A 20,718-nucleotide genomic window follows, 5' to 3' on the forward strand; every position below is an offset into this window, starting at 1 on the left:
GACGTAGCCGAGACGTTCGAGGTCGGTAAAGAATTGCGGCGCGATGGGGGAATCGATTCCACGCTCGACGAGGAATTTGAGGGCAGGTGCGCGCCAGCTCTGTTGCTCCAGCGCGCGCAACTGGTTGAGCTTGTCGGCGACAAGGGCGGCGTTCGGGCCGTCGGTCACTTTGGCGGTCGTGATCTGCCGATAGGCGGCGACATAGTTCGGCAGCATGTCGTCAAGGAATTTGCGCGGGTCGATTTTCGACAGGACGGCCTTCTGGAAACCCGCGACGAGATCGCCCTTGGGCGAGCGGTCATGGATCGCACGGATCTGGCGCAACAGGTCGTCAAAGGCGCCGCCGCCGAGAATGGCCTCGTGTTCGGCCCAGCGTTCGGCATAGGTATTGGCTTCCTTGACCGAGAACTTTGCTTTCTGGAACAGTTCGGTCTTGATGATGTCGTGTGCGTCGGGTTCCTTGCCGCGCGTGTTGAGCACCCTGAACACCTTGAATCCCTGATCCTTGTCATTCACGACGACCCGGACCAGCGCGCAACCCGTCACGACAGTATCGGTGAGGGCGCGGCGACGCTCGTCCGGCATCTGCTTCAGCTCCTTCAACAGGGCGCTCGCGTTTCCAACCATGCGTTGCTGGCTGTCGCTTTCGCCCGGCTCGTTCCGGAGTGTCTTCGTTGCGCCAAGGCGCTGGATAGTGTCGCGGAAAAACGCGCCGTCCATATAGTTCAGCGTCAGGCGCCAGTTGGCCGCTTCGCCAAGCATCGGACGCGCATCATCGGCAATCATGGCGTGCAGCGCTGCGGCGCGCTCCAAGTCAGGTTCGAGGTCGCGAAGAACGGCCAGCAGGATGGTCAAGGTGGTCAGGCGCTGCTGCCCGTCGACAATCTCCACCATTCCGGACTCGGCGCCGTTCACGAGAACGATCGCGCCGATGAAATGAGGGATGCTGCTATCGGTTGCTTCGGCAAGGTCGCCGAGCAGGTCGAGGGCTTCGCGCTCTCCCCACGAATAACTACGCTGGTAGGGCGGCATGCACAGGCGTTCTCCTTGTCCGAATAAACCGCTTAGCGAGCTCTCCTGAGCGCGTACGCCTAGGTCCATTTCAATTCCCCTATACAGCCCTTTTCCCTAGCCCTTGCCAAACCCCATCACAACGCGGGATGAACGGTTGGCAATGTGTTTGGGCAAAAGTGTGACGGGAGAGTAACGGTATGCGTCTTGTGAGATTCGAATATGAGGGCGTGACACGCTTTGGCGCGTTGCGGGCCGCCTCTGTCGTCCCGCTTGTTGGCGACACGATGGAGGCTGCATTGAAGGCCGACGCATCGGGTGATCCCGTCCCCTTGAATGACGTCACGCTGCTTGCGCCGGTGGTGAAGCCGGGCAAGATTCTCGGGATCGGCGTCAACTATGCGGCGCATGCTGCAGAGAGTGTCAGCTTCATCGATACGAAGAAACCTGAGGTCCAGAAATGGTTCAACAAACAGGTCACGGCGGTGAACGGGCCCTATGCCGATGTCCACCTCCCGAAGGTCTCCGAACAGCTCGACTATGAAGGCGAACTCGTCGTCATCATCGGCAAGCATGGTCGCCACGTCCCGCGTGAGCGCGCGTTCGAGATCGTCGCTGGCGTGACCATCGGCTGCGACTATTCGGTGCGTGACTGGCAACGCGCCAGCCAGACCATGATCATGGGCAAGGGCTTCGACACCCATGCCGTGTTCGGCCCTGCCATTGTCACCCTGGACGAGATCGATGACCTGTCCGCACTCGAGCTGCGCACCTTCGTCAATCGAGAGTCGCGCCAGGTCGGATACGTTCGCGATCAGATCCATGACATCGCTGCACAGATCGCGCATCTCACGGCCGCGTTCACGCTGGAGCCGGGCGATGTGATCTTCACCGGCACGCCAGCCGGAGTCGGGGCAGGCCACACGCCGCCGAAATGGTTGAAAGCGGGCGATCGTGTCCGCGTCGAAATCGACTGTCTCGGTTTCATTGAGAACGAAATCGTAAGGGAACCGGGTGAGACCGTCATCTCGTAGACCGGAGCTCCCTTGCATGCGAATCATCATCCTGCTGGCCAGTCTTGCATTGGCAGCTTGCGGCGGACCTGCCACCCCCTTGCCACCCCCAGACTCCCCCGGCTCCCACATCACCAGCACGGACTTCGTATTGCTGCCTTGCGGACCTGTGACGGTCCCGAATCCCTGCGTTTTGGTGATGGCGGGTGGAAAGCGTGTCCTTTTTGGCACACCTGTTGGCGTGGCAGTGGATATGTCCCCGGAACACCTGCGGAATCTCGATGCGGTGATGCTGTTTTCACTGCGTGGCGACGACATCGAAGGCCTCGATGAGATACGCAATGCCAGCTGGCGTGCAGGCCATGAAACGCCTCTGCGCGTCTCCGGTCCGGTCGGCACCAGCGAGGTCCTGACCGCCATCAACAAGGCCTATGAAGTGTCGGACTCCTTCACCTTTGTCGAGCAGGCCCCGGCAGGTGGATTCAATGCCGCCAGCCTGAGGCCCCTGCCGGGCGAAAAGGACACCAAGACACGCGTGTTCGACACAGGCGACCTTGTCGTGACCCATCTGGTGAATGATACCGGCCGGGTCGGATACTGGATTGATTATAATGGAGTTCGTCTCGTGCTCGAACCGTGCGGCATGACCCAGGCGACGCAGTTTTCCGGAGAAGCCCGCCTGACCGTGGCCTGCCAGAACAGCACGCTGATCTGGCCCATTTCGGATGTCGTTTTTGTCGACCGGAGCACGGTTGAAACCGGCCCTGACGCCCCCTAAAGCGACGGGGGCCCCGCATTGCTGCAGAGCCCCGTTCTCCCCCGAGATTGCCCCCGCTCCGGCCAATAAAATGGCCACGGGCCAGTGCAACGCGACGACCCCCGGGCATCGCCGCCCTTAGCCTTTGTCTAGTCTTGGAAGACGTGTCATGAGTGTGACTCAAAACGTCTGTGATCTTGATGCAACGCTGGGCCGAAACGGGATTGTCGGAGATGGCAAATCAGGCCATTTCCACGCAATTCGTTAACCAATTGGCCATATCTGTTAAGGTTGATGGATTGAACTGGGTGCTGAACGTATGACTTTTGTCTTGTTCTTGCTGTACATCGCAATAGGCAGCGGCGTCGGCTATGGCGTTAATACATATGCCGGTCTCAGCCTGCCGCTGTCGATCGCGAGCGGGGCGATTGTATCCGTGATTCTCGCCCAGATTCATGTTCTCTCCGCCAGCAGCCGTTCGCGTCAGCAACTTGACGAGCGTATGGACCAGGTCGAGCGCAGGAACCGCGACACGGCAGAACGGGTCGATGTGATCGATGCGCGGACAGAAGCGGTTGAAGCCACAGTCAAACATGAGCTGACCGAGCGCCGCGACGCGCTGGTTTCCGAGATGAAACAACTTGAAGGCCTGATCGACAGGCTCTCGCGCAGCTTCGAATCGAAACTGTCCGAGCCGTCTATGGTATCGGCAGTCGCGCCGCAGGAAGATGCCGTGCTGCGTGACGTCAAGGATGCGCTGAAGGACGGCCGGGTGGACCTTCACCTCCAGCCCATTGTGTCGCTGCCGCAGCGGCGCGTGTCTTTCTACGAGGGCTTTACGCGCCTGCGCCGCCCGGATGGTTCGCTGATCCTGCCGGCTGAATTCCTGGATGCCGGTCGCCGCGGCAACCTGATGGGAATCATCGACAATTTCACATTGTTCCGCTGCGTCCAGATCGTGCGGCGTCTGGCCGAACGTGACCGCCGCGTCGGTGTGTTCTGCAACATCGCGGCATCGTCCCTGGAAGACGCGGCCTTCTTCCCGATGTTCCTGCAATTCATGACCGAGAATCGCGACCTGTCAGGTGCGGTGATATTCGAGATTCGCGCAGACCAGTTTGAAACGCGCTCGACCACGATGCGGGATAATATGGACCGGCTCACGGCGCTTGGCTTCCGCTTCTCGATCGACCATGCCTCAGACCTGTCGCTCGATCTGCCGCGCCTTCAGGCTGCGGGCGTCCGTTTCGTGAAAATGAACGGCACGACCCTGATCGACCAGCTGCGTGATCCACACGGTGCGCGGCCCGTCTCGTCGATCAACCGCCGGGTCAATGGTGAGGAAGTCAGTGCGGTCTTCTCGCGCTATGGTGTCACCATGATCGCGGAGAAAATCGAGGACGAAGCCAGCGTCGTCGAGATTCTCGAATACGATATCCCGTATGGTCAGGGCCACATCTTTGGCGCCCCGCGTCCGATCAAGGCGTCCCTCATGGAAGAGACGGCGCCGCCACAGGCGCTTGTCGAGCGCCTGTCGAGCTTCGGCTGACCTTTCGGCATCATTTCGCCCCAATCCCAGTGCTTGATGCGTCTGTCCGGTTGAGACGGGAGTGGATCTATGCGTCTGATTGCCTTGCCTTTTTCCCTGTTCGCGTTTGTTTGCGCGGCAACGGCGCAGACACCGCCCGACGTGCTGACTGTCCGGGCCATCCTGCCGGATCCGCAGGAGTTCGAGGTGCCGCCCGACCTTGAAAAGATCGAAGACCATTCTGTCGTCCTGCTGGACCTGACCATGTCGGTCGAAGCCTATGCGTCGTTTGAAAATGCCGATGGCACTTACTCGGGGCTGGACGGCGATTGTGAATTTGGCCCGATGGAGGGGGTGCGCATGATGTCCGTGCCGACCGGGTCCAACCATCTGCTCATGAACATACGTCCGGGAGACCCGGTGCAGTTCGCCGCCAATAGCGTGTCTTGCGAATACATGCCCAGCCTGCAGATCGGCGAGAATATCGGCCAGGTCATGACGGTGCGGGGCTGTTATCTCGCGAACGCGCATTCCATCCCGACGGCCACGCTCTATGTGCTCAATCCGCTGCCAGCGAGCGCCTGTGGGCTGACCCAATAGTTTCGAACCGGATTGACCCTGCCTGCGGCGCAGCCTAGGTCGCGGCGCATGACAAAACTCCAGTTCCCTCAAGGCCTGTCTTCGATCGCGCAGAATTATGATTCAATCCTCTGCGACGTGTGGGGGGTGATCCATAACGGCCGTGCGGCCTTCACCGAGGCTTGCGAGGCGCTGGTGAATTTCCGCGCGCAGGGTGGCCGCGTGTGCCTGATCACCAATGCGCCGGTGCCGAAGGCGCAGGTCATTCGCTATTTCGAGCCGCTCGGTGTGCCGTCAGACGCATTTGACGATTGCGTCTCGTCCGGGGATGCGACGCGCGCTGAACTCAAGCTGCGCCGCGACAAGACGATCTGGCGGCTTGGGTCCGACGAGGGCTTCGAGCACGACAAGTACCTGTACGATGGCCTCGACCTGAATTTCGTCGACACTGCCGAAGCGGACCTGTTGTTGTGCATTGGCCTGCGGGACCAGGTGAATGATGTGCCGGGAGACTACAAGGCCGAGCTCAAACAGGGCGTTGACCGCAACCTTCCAATGATTTGCGCTAATCCGGACAAGCAGGTGCGTGTTGGCGGCAAGCTCTATTGGTGCGCGGGCGCGCTGGCCGAGATTTACGAAGACCTGGGCGGGACGGTTGTCTATCCCGGCAAGCCCCACGCTGCGATTTACCGGCTGGCGGTTGAGCGCCTGCGCGATCTTGGCGCTGAGCCGTCGCGTATCCTGTGCATTGGCGACAGCCCGGCAACCGATGTGCGTGGCGCACGCCTGCAGGGCTATGACAGCCTCTATGTCGGGACGGGCCTGAAGGAACACGGCGCGGACTTCGAGCAGGAAGTGACCGACCTGCTGGCCGACTATAGTGAACAGGCCACTTACGCCATGACAGGCCTAAGATGGTGACGTGGGCATCGCCCGCGTGTAACGAACCTTTCAGATCAATATCGGAGACCCGAACGCATGAGCGAGTTCAACGGCTACAAGTACGAAGACTTGGATATCGGAATGGCGCACGAAACCGTGCACACGATTACGGAAGATGACATCCAGCGGTTCGCAGAAGTGTCGGGCGACTACAATCCCCTGCACATGAACGAAGAATTCGCCGCAAAGACCGTTTTCGGGCGCCGCATTGCGCATGGCGCTCTGACGGCCAGCTATATCTCCGGCATTCTGGGCAACAATCTGCCAGGCCCGGGCGCCATCTTCATCGGCCTGTCCATGCGCTTCAAACGCCCGGTTCATATCGGTGATACGGTGACGGTTCGCGCGGAAGTCGCCGAGAAGCAGGACCGGGGCAACCGGGTGACCCTGAAAGTGGAATGCACAGTTGACGGCAAGCGCGTCATCACCGGCGAAGCCGAAGTAGTTGCGCCGCGCCAGGAGGCCTGATGGCCGTTTTCGCCGACTATCGCGGATTGCCGGAGCGTGCGCGGGGCGCGTCTATAGCGCTCGGCAACTTTGATGGACTTCATGCCGGGCATCGGGCCGTGATCGACGCGGCCCGCAAGGCCGGGCATGGCAAGTTCTCTGTCGCGACATTCGAGCCGCCTCCACGTGCCTATTTCCGACCGAACGACCCGCCATTCCGCATTTTTCGTCCGGAACGGCGCAATGCCAGCATCCTCGCCGAGGGCGCGGATGCTGTGTTTGAATTGCCGTTCAATGGCGAGATGGCGGCCATGACGGATGAAGGGTTTGTGCGAAAGGTCCTCGGCGAGGGGCTGGGCGTTTCGCACGTCTCGGTCGGATTCGACTTCCGTTTCGGGCGCGGTCGGATGGGCCATGCGGCCCGTCTTTCCAGCCTGGGGCGGGCCCTCGGTTTCGGCGTCTCGATTGTCGAGGAAGTGCTGGAGCTGGGAACGAAAGCCTCGTCCACGGCGACGCGGCAGGCTCTGATGGCGGGCGAGCCGGAAACGGCGGCCGAAATACTCGGCGGCTGGTGGGTCGCTGAAGGCCTCGTCGAATCCGGTGAAAAGAACGGTCGCCAATTCGGTTTTCCGACGGCGAACATCCATCTCCACGACTTGATCCACCCGCGCCACGGCGTCTATGCTGTTCGCGCGCGGCTTGAGGGTAAAGACGCATGGCGCGATGGCGTCGCCAGTTTCGGGCGCACGCCCACGACCGGCCTGCGCGACCCGCTGCTGGAGACGTTCATTTTCGACTTTGACCAGGATATCTACGGCAAGTGGATGGAAGTCCAGCTGGTGTCGTACCTGCGGCCAGAACAGAAGTTCGAGAGCGTCGACGCCCTGATCGCGCAAATGCACAAGGATGCGGCGGAATCGTGCGTCCGACTGCAAGCGGCTGCGTCCCCGCCCAATTAGCGCCTGATTTCCCCCGAAAACTAATCCCGCTCGACGGAACTCCGGACCGTCTCCTGTGTTGGAATTGATATGCAGAAAGTCATCGTGTCCCTTTGCCTGTCGGTTGCCGTGCAGCTTGGCGCGTTTGCCGAGGTGCCCGACACCAGCATTCGTGCGCCGGGCATGCTGGTCGGCTCGGTCGGCGCGGGTGACCTGCACCTGCTGCTGGACGACATGGACGCGCATTTGACCGTGACGGGGGTCAATGACCGGCAGGCCCCCTATGTGTTTGCGATCAGTAAGGACGGCACGCCCTTTGCTATCTATACAGCGTGCGCCAATCCGGACGGGACCGATTGCCGAGGGCTTGAATTCCTTGCGGGCATTGATTCCGGACGGTCGACCGAACAGGTCAGTCGGATCAATCAGGCCTATGCCGCCGTATCGGTCTACAAGTCCGATCCGGAAACGGTGCACATCTCACGCTATATCATTCTCGACCATGGCGTGACCTGGGCGAACCTGCTGGAGAACGCCGCGGTGTTCGAGGTGCTGTGTGCACATGTGACCGAAGACCTGTTGGAACAGGGGCCCGAAGCGGCCGAAGGTAGCGCCAGATAGTGACAGCGCTGGCCCCGCCTGCTAGGCGAAAAGCATGGCACGGATACACTGCATTCGAATTAGACGCCCGGCGGCGCACTGACCTGATTTGACGGGGTGGGCGAAGCCGGGAATTCATGCTGCAGAAACCCATCCAGAAACCCGTGGCAAAGCCATGGGAAACCCGTATCAGATCCATAGATACCGCAAGAAGCCATACAGAGCCCCATGACAGATTCCCTGACTGACCGCGATTACCGCGACACGCTGTTCCTGCCGATAACCGATTTTCCGATGCGCGGCGGCCTGCCGAAGCGTGAGCCGGAATGGATCGCCCGCTGGGACGAGATGAAACTGTATGGCCAGCTGCGCGCGGACGCGACAGCGCGCGGGGCAAAGCAGTGGATCCTCCACGATGGCCCGCCTTATGCCAACGGGCATATCCACCTCGGCACCGCGATGAACAAGATCGTCAAGGACGTGATCGTGCGCTCGCACCAGATGACGGGCCATGATGCGCCCTACCTGCCCGGCTGGGACTGCCATGGCCTGCCCATCGAGTGGAAGGTGGAAGAGGAATTCCGCTCGAAGAATCGCGGCAAGGACGATGTGCCGGGCGATGAGTTCCGCGCAGCCTGCCGCGCCTATGCCGAAAAATGGGTTGAGATCCAGGGCCGTGAATTCCGCGCATTGGGCATCGAGGGCGAGTGGGACAATCCGTACCTGACCATGAAGTTCGAGAGCGAGGCGACGATTGTCGCCGAGTTCCTGCGCATGGCGATGCAGGGCGCGCTGGTGCGCGGCGCCAAGCCGATCATGTGGTCGCCGGTTGAGCGCACGGCGCTGGCCGAAGCGGAAGTGGAATATTATGATCGCAAAGTGCCGGTGATCTGGGTGAAGTTTCCGGTTGTCGGGCGCGATGATGATGCAAGTGTTGTCATCTGGACGACGACTCCCTGGACGATCCCGGCCAACCAGGCCGTATCGTTCAGCCCGGACATTTCCTACGGCCTCTACACGGTCGATGCCGTCATGAGCGAGGAAGAGCTGGGCTTTGCGCCCTACGCGAAAGCCGGAGAGAAAATCATCATCTCCGATGATCTCGCTCAGGCCATCATGGACGGTGCCAAAGTCAGTGCCTTCACACGCGTTTCTGACGTTGATCCGACAGGCTGGACGCTCAAGCACCCTCTCTCCGGTATGGATCCTTTCTTTGACAAACCCATCCCCATGCTTTCCGGCGAGCACGTCACGGCTGATGCCGGTACCGGCTTCGTCCACACAGCGCCTGCGCATGGCGAGGATGACTTCAATGTCTGGGTGGGTTCCGGCCGTACGACGCAGGACATCCGCCAGATTGTCGATGCCGATGGTTGCTACACGCTGGACGTACCGCGCTTTGCGGGCATGGATATCGTCCGCACCAGTGGCAAGAAGCGTGGCGAGCCCGGCAAGGCCAACCAAGAAGTCATGACGGCGCTGGCCGAGAGCGGCAACCTGCTGGCGCGCGGCATCACGACGATCCGCGATGCCCACTCCTGGCGCTCGAAAGCACCCGTCATCCGCCGCGCGACGCCGCAATGGTTCATCTCGATGGACAAGCCCGGCCCCAACGGCAAGTCGCTGCGTGAGAATGCGCTGGCGGCCATCGACGCGACTGAATTCTTCCCGGCGACTGCACGCAATCGCCTGCGCAGCATGGTCGAAGGTCGCCCTGACTGGCTGATCAGCCGTCAGCGCAACTGGGGCGTGCCGATCACGATCTTCGTCGACAAGTCCGGCCAGCCGCACACGGCGGCGCTGCCCGCCGACACGGCCAAGGCGCTGAACGAGACGATCAAGGCAGCCATCGCCAAGGGCGGCGTCGAGGCCTGGTTCGACACGCCGAAAGAGACCTTCCTGTCCGCCCATGGCATAGACGCCGCTGACTGGGACAAGGTGACGGATGTGCTGGACGTCTGGTTCGATTCCGGTACGACGCACGCGTTCGCCCTGCGCGCGCGCGGCATCATCGATGCCGAAACCGGGCAGGCCGATCTCTACATGGAAGGCTCTGACCAGCATCGCGGCTGGTTCCAGTCATCGCTCCTGGAATGCTGCGCGACGCGCGGCATGGCACCTTACAAGCAGGTGCTGACGCACGGCTTCATCGTCGATTCCGAAGGCAAGAAGATGTCGAAATCGATCGGTAACACGATCGAGCCGGAACAGATTGCCAAACAGTATGGCATCGAGATCCTGCGCATCTGGACCGCCTCGGGCGACTATACCGAAGACCTGCGGATTTCCGACGAGATCATCAAGGGATCGGTGGAATCCTATCGCAAGCTGCGCAACACGGTGCGCTACATGCTGGGTGCGCTGGAAGGCTATACGGCAGACGAAGCCATCGCCGCCGACAAGATGCCCGGCCTTGAGCGCTGGGTGCTGCATCGCCTGTCGGAACTCGATGCGCAGGTTCGCGCCGCCTATACTGTTTATGATTTCAAGAAGGTGATGAGCCTGCTGATCAATTTTTGCGGGGTCGACCTGTCGGCTGTGTATTTCGATATTCGCAAGGATAGCCTCTATTGCGACCCGCGCTTCGAAACAGCGGAAGCCTGGGACAAGGCGACCGCGGTGTTCGGCAACCGTAGGCGCGCCGCGCGCACGGTGATGGCGACGGTGCTGGAGCGGCTGCTGACGTGGCTTGCGCCGGTAATGCCGTTCACGATGGAGGAGGCCTTCCTTGAAAGCCACATCAAGGACAGGGCGGCTTCGGTGCACCTGCTGCAGTTCCCGGACACGCCTTCGGGCTGGCTAGACGCCGAGCTTGCGGCGCGCTGGGAGAAAATCTTCACTGTGCGGCGTGTTGTGACAGGCGCACTGGAAGTCGAGCGGCGCGAGAAGCGGATTGGCGCCTCACTGGAATCCTCGCCGCGCGTGCTGATTGCCGACGAGGCACTGATCAAGGCGTTCAAGGGCGAAGATGCTGGCGACCTGTTCATCACGTCCGGCGCGGAGCTGGTGCATTCGTCGGCAGGCGAGGGCGGCGGATTCACGCTGGACGACACGCCGGGCGTGATCGTCTATCCGGTCAAGGCAGACGGCTGGAAGTGCCGGCGCAGCTGGAAGTATTTCGATCCGGCGACGGCAGGCCGGGCTTTCCCCGACATCACGCCGCGCGACGCGCTGAGCGTGAAGGCCTGGGACGCCACGCACGGCTGATCGTTCAGGGATTGTTGAGCGGACATGCTCCGGCATTGGTGGCCGGAGCCATGCTGCGCGTTTAGGTTTCGTCGCAATCACAACAATGATCGGGAGGGACAGATCATGAAATATCTCGCTATCAGCCTGTTTGGAGCGGCGCTGCTGGGTGCCTGTGCGACACCCGTTGCGCCTGCCGACGTCGCCGCAGCGGAGACCGCTCCGGAAGCGGAAATGGTGGTCGCGCCAGCGGTCATTGATGTTGCGGCGGTGTCCGAGGCGCTTGCTGCCGCAGAAACCCGTTCTGACGAAGACAAGGCGCGCGATGCTGGCCGCAAGCCGGCCGAGGTGCTGGCCTATCTCGGCCTCAAGCCCGGCGACACGGCGGCGGACTTCATTGCGTCGGGCGGCTGGTACACCGAAGTGCTGTCGATCGCGGTCGGGCCGGACGGTACGGTGTATGCCCAGAACAGCGAAGCGGCGCTTGCCCTGCGCGACCGGGCCTATGACAAGGCGCTGACGGCGCGGCTTGCCGACGACCGGCTAGCCAATGTGGTGCGCAAGGACGAAGAACTGACGGCGCTCACCATCCCGGTTGGCAGCGTGGACGTGGCGCTGACAGGGCTGAACTTCCATGACGTATACAATGCCTATGGTCCTGACGCGGCGGTCGGGTTCCTGTCTGCCATTCGCAGCACGCTGAAGCTCGGTGGCGTGCTTGGCGTGATCGACCATGCCGGTGTACCCGGGGCTGACAATAGTGAACTGCACCGGATCGATCCGGCCCTTGCGGTGGCATCGGCCGAGGCCGCTGGTTTCATTGTGAACGTGAACAGCGACATCCTGGCCAGCGCGGCTGACGACCACACGAAAAACGTGTTCGACCCAGCCGTGCGCGGCCAAACCGACCGGTTCATTCTGAAGCTGACCAATCCTGAATAGGACAGGGCGGGCGTCCTGCATGACGGCAGGACGCCCGCTCAGCGGCCCGAACCTGCACAGAATCGCTTGATCGGCGGGTCGGGGTCTGCAATCTGCACGGCATGAAGTTCAATCCGGCAAATATATGGGCGCTGGCCCTGGTGCCTGTCGTGACCCTGGCCGATCAGGTGTCGAAATGGCTGATCCTGTCAGAGCCGCGTTTCAATGCGCTGCCCTGTCTTGATGGGACGGTTTCTTGCGGCCGGATGATTGTGCCGGGACCGATTGACCTGAGCATGTTGTGGAACCGGGGCATGAGCTATGGTTTCCTGCAATCCGAAGGAATTATGCGCTGGGTGCTTGCGGGCGTGATGCTGGTGATCGCGTTGGGATTCCTGGTCTGGTTGCTGCGCGCCGACGGACGCCTGCTGAAACTGTCGCTGGCCCTGGTTGTTGGCGGGGCCTTCGGGAACCTGATCGACCGGGTGCGTTTCGGAGCCGTAGTCGACTTTATCGATGCCAATGCGCTGTTTTTCCCGTGGGTCTTCAATGTGGCCGATGCTGCGATTAGTGTTGGTGCGGTCTTGCTGTTTGTCGACCAGTTCTTACTGTCTGGTCGAAAGCAGGCTAAAGCCTGAATATGAGTATTAAAACCGAAGCCAACCCGAGGCGAGGACGCCCTATCATGATGAAACCTGTTCTTCTTATTGCAGCTGGGGCTGCCCTGGCACTCATAAGCGCCTGCAGTTCTGGTGGCGGCACGCGCACGCCTGACGAGTTTCGCGTCGTGACCAAGGCGCCGCTGATTATTCCGCCGGAATATGCTTTGCGTCCACCACCGGCTGGCGGCTCGCTGCCGGCAGAAGTCGATCCGAACCGCACCGAAGTGGCAACCGCGTTCGGCACGACGGTCGGCAAGGATGCCAGCAAGTCCGAGCGCGCCTTAGTGGCGTTAGCGGGTGCGAATGCGGTCAACCCGATGGTGCGCTCGCAGGTCGACTATGACGAGACCAAGACGATCCGGAAGTCGTCTGGTGTCGTCGACACGTTGCTCTTCTGGCGCAAGGAAAACCCGGAAGACCTGGAAGCAGCGCGGGCGGACAATGCCACAGGTGGCGGCGATGTTGTCATCGAGAAGGCCAGCGGGTCGGCGCGCCTGAAGCTGCCGGGAACCTGATCACGCCAAACAACGGACGCTAGAGACGAATAAAGGAAGCATGCCCATGAAACGGATTATCACCGGAGGGCTGCTTGCAGTCGCTCTATTGTGCCCGGGCGCGATGGCTGACGACGCCGCGTGGGCGCCCGAGACCTTCACACTCGACAATGGCATGGAAGTGGTCGTGGTGCCCGATCACCGCGCGCCGGTTGTCACGCATATGGTCTGGTACAAGGTGGGCGCTGTCGACGAGGATGAGGGCAAGTCCGGCCTCGCCCACCTTTTCGAGCATGTGATGTTCAAGGAGACCGAGAATCTCGGCCCCGAGGAATTCACCACGATCGTGCAGCGCAATGGCGGACAACTCAACGCCTTCACGAGCTGGGACTACACTGCCTATTTCGAGCGCGTGGCCAAGCCGCAGCTTGGCAAGATGATGGAGCTCGAGGCCGAGCGGATGGTCAATCTCAAGATCAATGACGACCCCGAAGGTCCCTTCATTTCCGAGCGCGACGTCGTAAAGGAAGAACGCCGCCAGCGTATCGAGAACAATCCCGGCGCGATCCTGCAGGAGCAGGTGCTTTCGATGCTGTGGAAGGGCCACCCCTACGAGATCACCGTGATTGGCGAGATGGATGAGGTCGCGGCCCTGACGCCGGAAGACGGCATGGCATTCTACGAGAAATATTACTCGCCTGAGAACGCGATTCTCGTGGTGGCCGGGGATGTGGGCGCCGATGAAGTCCGCATGCTTGCAGAGGAAACATACGGAAAGATTGCCCCGACCGGGACAGTGGACGGAACGCGCAAGTGGGCGCCAGTGCCTTTGCTTACCGAGAACGCGCTGATCGTGCATGCTGACCCGAAGGTTCGCCAGCCCAGTTGGAGTCGATATTATTCAGGCCTGTCACAGTCACGCCAACGGCGGGAATCCTACGCGCTTGATGTCGGGCTTTCCGTGCTCGGTGGCGGTATGACCAGCCGCCTCTATCAGGCGCTTGTTGAAGACGAGCAAGTTGCCATCGATGTCAACACATACGCATGGACCACGCTGCACGATGAAGGCCCGGCTATCATAAGCGCGAGCCCGGTAGATGGCGTCTCGCTCGATGATCTGGATACGGCTGTCATGGCAGAAGTACGCAAGGTGCTCGCAGAAGGCTTCACCGATGCCGAAGTTGAGCGGGCGCGCAATTCTTTGGCCGCCGAGGCGATCTATGGCCGCGACAGCCAGTCCAGCATGGCCAATTTATTCGGGTCGACGCTGGCTCTTGGTGGCACGGTGGACGATATCCTGAACTATCCCGATGAGATCCGCTCAATCACCACGGATGAGGCCCTTGCCGCCGTGCGCAATGTGTTCGGCGAAGACCGGCACTATATCGAAGCGGAACTGGTGCCAGCCGAAGGAGGCGTTTGATATGACATACCTGAAGCTGATCCTCGGCGCAGCGACGGCGATCGCGCTGACCGCCTGTGTTTCCGAGCCCCTGCCGACGCCGGAAGCCCTTGTCGAAACCGTCACCGAACCGGAGATGATCGTCGATGTTCACAAGGGTGACTTCGCCGAAATCCAGCAATTCGTGACGCCGGGCGGCGTGTCCGTCTGGCTCGTCTCCGAACCGTCAATCCCGATCCTGTCGCTGGAAATGGCCTGGAGGGGCGGCGAGACATCCGATCCCGAGGGCCTTGAAGGCCTGTCGGACTTGGTCGTCTACAACATGAATGAAGGCGCAGGCGATCTCGACTCGCTGGCATTCCAGACGCGGATGGAAGAGTTGAACATGAGTTTCGGTTGCTCGACGGGCAATGACTGGACGAGCTGCTCTAGTTCCATGCTGACCGAGAATGCAACTGACGCCATGGATCTGATCGCGACGGCTTTCGCCGCGCCGCGCTTTGATGATGGCCCGTTCGAGCGATTCCAGCGCGAGAACCTGATCGGCATCAAACAACGTGAAACGAGTCCGAACTGGCTCGCCCGCACAGCCATGGCCAATGCGCGCTATCCAGACCATCCCTATGCCCGTCAGACGAGCGTGGAGAGCATTTCCGCGCTTACCCCGGCGCTCGCTCGCGAGCAGATGCGAAAGCTGATGGTCAAGGACCGGCTGCTGGTAACGGCCGTCGGTGCCGTGACGCCGGAGGACCTTGCGCTGATGATAGACAAGGCAGTTGAGGGCCTGCCAGACGCGAGCGAGATTGAGGCCGTGGCGGACATTTCGCTGCCTGCGGCACCAGCTGACCCCATCCTTGTCGACCTGCCCCAGCCGCAAAGCCTGGTCTCGTTTTCCGCGCCGGGCCTCAAGCGCAACGATCCGGACTTCTTCACTGCCTATGTCCTGAACTACACGGTCGGTGGCGGAGGCTTCGAAAGCCGCCTGATGAAGACGCTACGTGTCGAAAAGGGCCTGACCTATGGCATTTATACCGGCCTGTCGAATTCGGACCATCTGGATTCTTGGAGCGGCGGTGGGCAGACCAAGAATGAAAGCGCGGGCGAATTCCTGACCGGAATCCATGATGAGCTGAACCAGTTCGTCGCCGATGGCGTGACGCCGGAAGAACTCGACAATGCCAAGGCTTATTTGACCGGGTCCTATGCGTTGGGCTTTGATTCCAATGCAAAGATTGCCGACCAGATGATGGGCGTACGCCAGGAAGAACTGGGCATCGGCTATTTCGACACGCGCAATGCGAAGATCAGCGCGGTGACACTGGACGACGTGAACCGGGTGGCGAAAGACTACCTGTCGCCCGACAAATTCACATTCGTCATCGTCGGCGAGCCCGAAGGGATCGAATAGTCAGTCTTGGGTCTTGCGCGGTGTCGCAAGGCCCGGCGCTGCGATCCCGCGGACATAGTCCCGGCAGAATTCGTAGAGTTCGGCCGGGCGTCCGCCCGTGCCGGTCTCGAGCCGCCCTGTGCCTTTGACAAGGCCCGTCTTTTCCAGCGCCCGCCGGAAGTTCTGCGTGTGCAGCGAGAGGCCGAGAATACCTTCCACGGTGCGCTGCAGGGCCGAGAGTGTGAAGCGCTCGGGCAGAAGTTCGAACACGACGGGCCGGTATTTGATCTTGCCGCGCAGGCGCGACAGGGCGGTGGCGAGGATGCGGCGGTGGTCGGAGGCCATGGCGGCGCCGAAAGCGACAGCGGGCTGGGGCAGGCCAGCATCGCGCGCACATTCGGCGACCAGGCCTGCTTCATACAATAGCTCGTAGCGCTCCAGTACGCGTTCCTCGACCCAGCGGGCACCGTCGAGACCGAAGGCGATACGGGCGCGGTCGAGACGCTGTGTGTTGCCGGCAGCCCATGTGAAGAGGTGGGGGGCGAGCTCAGCGTCGATCATTGCCGGGCGCCCGTGACGATGGTCTTCCCACGGGAAGTAACGGTACCAGCCCTGCCAGCGGGCCGCGAACCGGGAATCGGTTGGGGCGGCTTCTGGCATCAGAGCCAGGTAGCCGACGGAGATCACGCGGGTGGCGGGCGGGGTGTCGGTAAGGGTGGCCTCGGGGGTATCGCGGTCCTTGTCGCCGAACGTGTAAAGCTGCTCGACATATCCAAGCTCGAACCCGGTTTGCTCACGCACCCAGCCGCGCAGCGACAGGTCGAAGGTGCGGTGGCGTTCCGGGTCGAACGGGCCGAATGGCAGGGCGTCTTCGCCGGTGTCGCGCTGGCTGACCAGGACAAGCGGCGCATCATCCTCGATGGCCACCATCACGGCAGACAGGCCAATCAGTACAGAATAGGTCATCGCCGTTTGCTCATTTCGAAATCATTGTGCAGTTGTCCGTAGCGCGCAAGAAAAGCTTCCTGCGCTGCCGGCACCGAAAGCGGCTTCAGCTTGAGGCGAATGCCTTCCGGCGGCTTGCCGAACAACTTGTTTGATTCTTCCTCGGAGAAACCGGCGAGTTGGACCGCTTCGAACCAGGCAGAGATATGATCGGCTTTCTTGATCAGTTTCTTCAACCTGACAGGGGTGACCGTCGCCAGTTCGAACCGGATATGGATCGCCTCCTGCAGGCGGGCCTCGATGGACTTGTAGCTTTCGCCCAGAAGCGCCTTGAACGGGGAGATCATGTCGCCGATGACGTATTCCGGGCTGTCATGAAGGAGCGCCGTCAGGCGATCGCGCGGATTGAGGCCCGGTTCGAGCAAGCAGCAGAGATCCTCCACAATCACCGAGTGCTCGGCCACGGAGAAGGCGTGACCGCCCTTTGTCTGGCCATTCCAGCGGGCCACACGGGCGAGGCCATGGGCAATGTCCGCGATCTCAACATCCACGGGCGAGGGATGGGCAAGGTCGAGACGGCGTCCCGACAGCATGCGCTGCCAGACACGAGGAGGTTTAACAGAACGCTTCGCTTGGGTACTCATCCGGGCCATCTTTAATCTATTGGTAGCAAGGGTAAAGAAACGGAGGCGATCCGGTTACGAAGTGACCCCATTTCCGCCTTGATCGGCAAATGCCATGTTAAGCCCTTTGCGGCATAACCATTGCATATCACACGCCAAATGCCGCCGACGATATGGGGCCGAGCAAGGAACAGACATGATCGATTCAATGACACAGTTCATTTCGAGCCAGACGCTGCCATTCTGCGTGTTGCTCGGCGGATGTATCATTGTCGTTGTCGAAGCCGTGCGCGCCAGCCGTATTGCCCTTTGGGGCGACATGTTCGCCGAAGACCTCGAAGAATAGTATCGTGCCTCAGGCGGTTTTCTCGACGAAAACCGTTCCAGCTGAATAACCCGCACCGAACGAACAGATCAGGCCCTTGTCGCCGGGCTTGAAGCCGTCCGAATGCTTGTGGAACGCGATGATCGATCCTGCCGAGGATGTATTGGCATACGTGTCGAGCACGGTCGGGCTTTCGTCATCGCTCGCTTCGTGTCCCAAGACCTTGGACGAGATCAGGCGGTTCATGCTGGCATTTGCCTGATGCAGCCACATGCGGCGCAGGTCAGTGCCTTCGAGGCCAAGCTCGGTGAGATGCTCGCCGATCATTTTGGCAACCATCGGGACGACTTCGCGGAAAACCTTGCGGCCTTCCTGCACGAACAGCTTGTCCGGTGAGCCGATGCCTTCCGGCGCAGCGCGATTGAGGAAGCCGAAATTGTTGCGGATATTGTTGGAGAACTCGGTCTTGAGCTTGGTGCCGAGGATTTTCCAGTGTCCGGAAGGCGCGATGCTTTCTTCCTCGACGAGGACCGCGGTCGCGACATCTCCGAAGATGAAGTGGCTGTCGCGGTCAGTGAAGTTCAGGTGACCGGAACAGATTTCCGGATTGACCATGAGGACCGATTTGGCGCTGCCGCTCCGGATGAAATCTGCCGCTGTTTGGATGCCGAACGTCGCCGACGAACAGGCCACGTTCATGTCGAAGGCGAAGCCGCCGCATCCGAGCGCGGCCTGAACTTCAACGGCCATGGCGGGATAGGCGCGCTGCATGTTGGAGGCGGCGCAAATCACGGCATCGACATCTTCCGGCTTGCGACCAGCGCGCTCAAGCGCTTGGCGTGCAGCGTGCACGGCCATCTCGGCCATGACGGAAATCTGTTCGTTCGGTCGCTCATCGATGCGAGGTGCCATCGTTTCAGGATCGATGATGCCTTCCTTGTCGATCACGAAGCGCGATTTGATGCCCGACGCCTTTTCAATGAATTCGACGGAGGAGTGCGTTTTCGGATCAACGGTGCCGGCGCCGATCTCGGCAGCGCAGGCGAGGTTCCAGTTGTCGGCCCACGTATTGTAACTTTCGACAAGTTCTTCATTGGAAATCGAATGCTGTGGCGTCCAGAGACCGGTCGCCGATATGACTGCAGTTTTCATCTTGCCCTCAGGATGAGCGCGGTGGAGTCCGCACTTCTTATGATCGTCTATTCAATTGGGTAGGTGTAAACCGCGTTGTGCATCGGGTCGAGAGACGAGGTGCAAGTGTTTACTTGGGCCAAGTCAGGCCGGAATCGGTCGTTTGCTGTGCTTTGTCTGCGGGCACACCGTGTGCCTCGATCCTGGCCTGACGATCTTCGGCGTCTTCCTGCCTTGCCTTGATGCTTTCGGCGTCGGCCCGGTCAGCGGCTTCCAACAGCGCGATCTGGGTTTTCATGCAGGAGGCGCGGGCTTCGGGGCCGGGGGAACTGGCGCATCGGTTCCAGGCGACCTGTTTGCGATATTCGGGACCTGACGTCGACGAGCAGGCCGCGAGAAGCGGCAGGATGGCGAGAACGGTGATGGCGAGACGTTTCATCTTAAGCACTCCTGTACAGCTTGGTGACGCGGGCAAGTTACATCATGGTCATTCACCATGCCGACCGCCTGCGCCCAAGCGTAGACAATTGTCGGGCCGACAAATTTGAAGCCGCGCTTTTTCAAGTCTTTCGACATGGCCGCAGACCAGTCCGTGAACGTCGGGGCCTGACGGAAGTCTGTCCATGCGTTGACGATCGGCTTGCCGCCGACCCAGTCCCAGCAATAGGCGGAGAAGTCTTCCCCCGCGTCGGCCATGTCGAGGAAAGCACGGGCATTGCCGATGGTTGCCTCGATCTTTTTCGGGCTGCGAATGATGCCGGGGTTTTGCAGGGCCTTGTCGATGCGCGACTGTGTCCAGCGCACGAGGCGCTCAGGCTCGAAATCGTCGAATTCCTTGCGGATCGAGTCGCGCTTGCGCAGGATCATGATCCAGGACAGTCCGGCCTGCATGCCGTCGAGCTGCAGCTTCTCCCATAGGGCGCGGGTGTTGCGTTCGGGCACACCCCATTCCGTATCGTGATAGCCGCGGTAGATCGCGTCATTCATAGGGGCCCAGGCGCAATAGGGCGCGTCAGTCATTGGCGGCCGTCAGGGCAATCAATTCGAGGTCCAGCCAGGGCGGGCGGTCAATCGTGACGGGCTGGCCGCCGCAGGTGAAGGCGTGACCAGCAGCTTCGGCGGACACCATGCGGTCGGTGCGGATTAGGGCGAGGCCTGATGTGCCTGACATGCTGGTGACGGTGCCAATGGAACCGCCTGCGAGCACTTCGCCTCCACGCTTTAGCCCGGCACCATGCACAGGCAGCGTGCGCTTACGGATCTTGCCCTTGCGTTTCATGCGGCTGGCGACTTCCTGGCCGACGAAGCAGCCTTTCCTGTAATCGATCCCGCCCATGACATCCATGTTCACATCGGTGGGGAAGACCGTCGAAGAGCGATAGTCGGCGCCCCATTCGGGCACGCCTGCTGCGATACGCTCGGCGTGCCATTCGTCATCCGGCATATCGAGGCCAATTTCGGCTATCGGCGAGATCGCGCGGTGAGGCAGCTGCGTCGAGCGCACATCGACCCAGCTTCCCTCGGTGACCAGGTCTTCCGTGAGTTGTTCGATTACCACGTCGGAGCGGAGCCGGAACAGTTTGAGCCGGCGTTCGAGATCGTCTGCGGCGTCGCTGTGAACATCGAGATAGATATTGTCGAGCGACAGCATCGCGAGATAGTCGGCAATGATCTTGCCCTGCGGCGTAAGCAGCGCGCCGTAGCGCATCTCGCCGGTGTTCCAGTTTTCGACTGAATGCGTCACCGTACGGTCAAGCAGGGCCAGCATGTCCGGACCGGACAGGCGAATGATTGAGCGATTGGGCAGGGTGCGTTTGGACATGCGCC

22 protein-coding genes are annotated in these 20,718 nt (G+C 61.0%); 15 read left to right on the plus strand and 7 right to left on the minus strand.

From position 1 onward, the window contains the following. Window positions 1–1,101 (minus strand): DUF262 domain-containing protein (locus ACESNB_RS00785; protein ID WP_373002578.1); only part of this gene is annotated, 1,101 nt, incomplete at its 3' end. Between the two features lie 110 nt (window positions 1,102–1,211). On the opposite strand from ACESNB_RS00785, the gene ACESNB_RS00790 reads away from it, so the two are divergent. The 14 genes from ACESNB_RS00790 to ACESNB_RS00855 all read left to right on the plus strand — a co-directional run bounded on the left by ACESNB_RS00790 (window position 1,212) and on the right by ACESNB_RS00855 (window position 15,888). After that, on the plus strand, window positions 1,212–2,045 hold the full coding sequence (locus tag ACESNB_RS00790; RefSeq protein ID WP_373002580.1) for a fumarylacetoacetate hydrolase family protein: 834 nt from the start codon (window positions 1,212–1,214) through the stop codon (window positions 2,043–2,045). A gap of 232 nt (window positions 2,046–2,277) precedes the next feature. After that, window positions 2,278–2,802 (plus strand): hypothetical protein, encoded by a 525-nt coding sequence (locus tag ACESNB_RS00795; protein ID WP_373002582.1) that lies wholly within the window; start codon window positions 2,278–2,280, stop codon window positions 2,800–2,802. 310 nt (window positions 2,803–3,112) lie between these two features. Then, entirely contained in the window at window positions 3,113–4,330 is a 1,218-nt protein-coding gene (locus ACESNB_RS00800) for an EAL domain-containing protein (protein ID WP_373002584.1), read from the plus strand. 69 nt (window positions 4,331–4,399) lie between these two features. Continuing rightward, the gene (locus tag ACESNB_RS00805) at window positions 4,400–4,909 is read left to right on the plus strand and encodes a hypothetical protein (protein WP_373002586.1); all 510 of its coding nucleotides are present in this window, start codon (window positions 4,400–4,402) and stop codon (window positions 4,907–4,909) included. Between the two features lie 48 nt (window positions 4,910–4,957). Beyond that, window positions 4,958–5,809: a TIGR01459 family HAD-type hydrolase gene (locus ACESNB_RS00810; RefSeq protein WP_373002588.1), complete on the plus strand. Its 852-nt coding sequence runs from the start codon at window positions 4,958–4,960 to the stop codon at window positions 5,807–5,809. Window positions 5,810–5,866: 57 nt separating this feature from the next. Further along, on the plus strand, window positions 5,867–6,298 hold the full coding sequence (locus tag ACESNB_RS00815; RefSeq protein ID WP_373002590.1) for a MaoC family dehydratase: 432 nt from the start codon (window positions 5,867–5,869) through the stop codon (window positions 6,296–6,298). After that, window positions 6,298–7,236: a riboflavin biosynthesis protein RibF gene (ribF, locus tag ACESNB_RS00820; RefSeq protein ID WP_373002592.1), complete on the plus strand. Its 939-nt coding sequence runs from the start codon at window positions 6,298–6,300 to the stop codon at window positions 7,234–7,236. The genes ACESNB_RS00815 and ribF overlap by 1 nt, the downstream gene beginning before the upstream one ends. Before the next feature lie 69 nt (window positions 7,237–7,305). Next, a complete protein-coding gene (locus ACESNB_RS00825) occupies window positions 7,306–7,836 on the plus strand; it encodes a hypothetical protein (protein ID WP_373002594.1) in 531 nt (176 codons plus the stop codon). 207 nt (window positions 7,837–8,043) lie between these two features. Beyond that, window positions 8,044–11,022 (plus strand): isoleucine--tRNA ligase, encoded by a 2,979-nt coding sequence (gene ileS, locus ACESNB_RS00830; RefSeq protein WP_373002596.1) that lies wholly within the window; start codon window positions 8,044–8,046, stop codon window positions 11,020–11,022. A gap of 105 nt (window positions 11,023–11,127) precedes the next feature. Further along, window positions 11,128–11,943 (plus strand): class I SAM-dependent methyltransferase, encoded by an 816-nt coding sequence (locus tag ACESNB_RS00835; RefSeq protein ID WP_373002598.1) that lies wholly within the window; start codon window positions 11,128–11,130, stop codon window positions 11,941–11,943. A 101-nt stretch (window positions 11,944–12,044) separates the two neighbouring features. Further along, the gene (gene lspA / locus ACESNB_RS00840; protein WP_373002600.1) at window positions 12,045–12,560 is read left to right on the plus strand and encodes a signal peptidase II; all 516 of its coding nucleotides are present in this window, start codon (window positions 12,045–12,047) and stop codon (window positions 12,558–12,560) included. A gap of 47 nt (window positions 12,561–12,607) precedes the next feature. After that, window positions 12,608–13,099, plus strand: coding sequence for a DUF3035 domain-containing protein (locus ACESNB_RS00845; RefSeq protein ID WP_373002602.1), 492 nt, complete (start codon window positions 12,608–12,610; stop codon window positions 13,097–13,099). A gap of 46 nt (window positions 13,100–13,145) precedes the next feature. Then, window positions 13,146–14,501: a M16 family metallopeptidase gene (locus tag ACESNB_RS00850; protein ID WP_373002604.1), complete on the plus strand. Its 1,356-nt coding sequence runs from the start codon at window positions 13,146–13,148 to the stop codon at window positions 14,499–14,501. A gap of 1 nt (window position 14,502) precedes the next feature. Continuing rightward, entirely contained in the window at window positions 14,503–15,888 is a 1,386-nt protein-coding gene (locus tag ACESNB_RS00855; protein WP_373002606.1) for a M16 family metallopeptidase, read from the plus strand. Here the strand turns inward: ACESNB_RS00855 and ACESNB_RS00860 are convergent, their stop codons facing one another. Both ACESNB_RS00860 and ACESNB_RS00865 read right to left on the minus strand, forming a co-directional pair. Continuing rightward, window positions 15,889–16,833 (minus strand): NAD regulator, encoded by a 945-nt coding sequence (locus ACESNB_RS00860; protein ID WP_373002608.1) that lies wholly within the window; start codon window positions 16,831–16,833, stop codon window positions 15,889–15,891. Next, window positions 16,830–17,465, minus strand: a complete 636-nt coding sequence (locus tag ACESNB_RS00865) for a YfbR-like 5'-deoxynucleotidase (protein WP_373002610.1) — start codon at window positions 17,463–17,465, stop codon at window positions 16,830–16,832. The genes ACESNB_RS00860 and ACESNB_RS00865 overlap by 4 nt, the downstream gene beginning before the upstream one ends. A 166-nt stretch (window positions 17,466–17,631) precedes the next feature. On the opposite strand from ACESNB_RS00865, the gene ACESNB_RS00870 reads away from it, so the two are divergent. Then, on the plus strand, window positions 17,632–17,781 hold the full coding sequence (locus tag ACESNB_RS00870) for a hypothetical protein (protein ID WP_373002612.1): 150 nt from the start codon (window positions 17,632–17,634) through the stop codon (window positions 17,779–17,781). A gap of 9 nt (window positions 17,782–17,790) precedes the next feature. Here the strand turns inward: ACESNB_RS00870 and ACESNB_RS00875 are convergent, their stop codons facing one another. From ACESNB_RS00875 to ACESNB_RS00890, 4 genes are all read right to left on the minus strand, one after another. After that, a complete protein-coding gene (locus ACESNB_RS00875) occupies window positions 17,791–18,912 on the minus strand; it encodes a beta-ketoacyl-ACP synthase III (RefSeq protein WP_373002614.1) in 1,122 nt (373 codons plus the stop codon). A gap of 109 nt (window positions 18,913–19,021) precedes the next feature. Then, the gene (locus tag ACESNB_RS00880) at window positions 19,022–19,330 is read right to left on the minus strand and encodes a hypothetical protein (RefSeq protein ID WP_373002616.1); all 309 of its coding nucleotides are present in this window, start codon (window positions 19,328–19,330) and stop codon (window positions 19,022–19,024) included. Next, complete coding sequence (locus ACESNB_RS00885) at window positions 19,327–19,911, minus strand: DNA-3-methyladenine glycosylase I (protein WP_373002618.1); 585 nt, start codon at window positions 19,909–19,911, stop codon at window positions 19,327–19,329. Before ACESNB_RS00885 ends, ACESNB_RS00880 begins: the two co-directional genes overlap by 4 nt. Beyond that, complete coding sequence (locus tag ACESNB_RS00890; protein ID WP_373002620.1) at window positions 19,904–20,713, minus strand: folate-binding protein YgfZ; 810 nt, start codon at window positions 20,711–20,713, stop codon at window positions 19,904–19,906. The genes ACESNB_RS00885 and ACESNB_RS00890 overlap by 8 nt, the downstream gene beginning before the upstream one ends. Window positions 20,714–20,718: the final 5 nt, after the last annotated feature.

This window comes from Hyphomonas sp., assembly GCF_041689225.1.
In the GTDB taxonomy this organism is placed as follows: Bacteria; Pseudomonadota; Alphaproteobacteria; order Caulobacterales; family Hyphomonadaceae; genus Hyphomonas.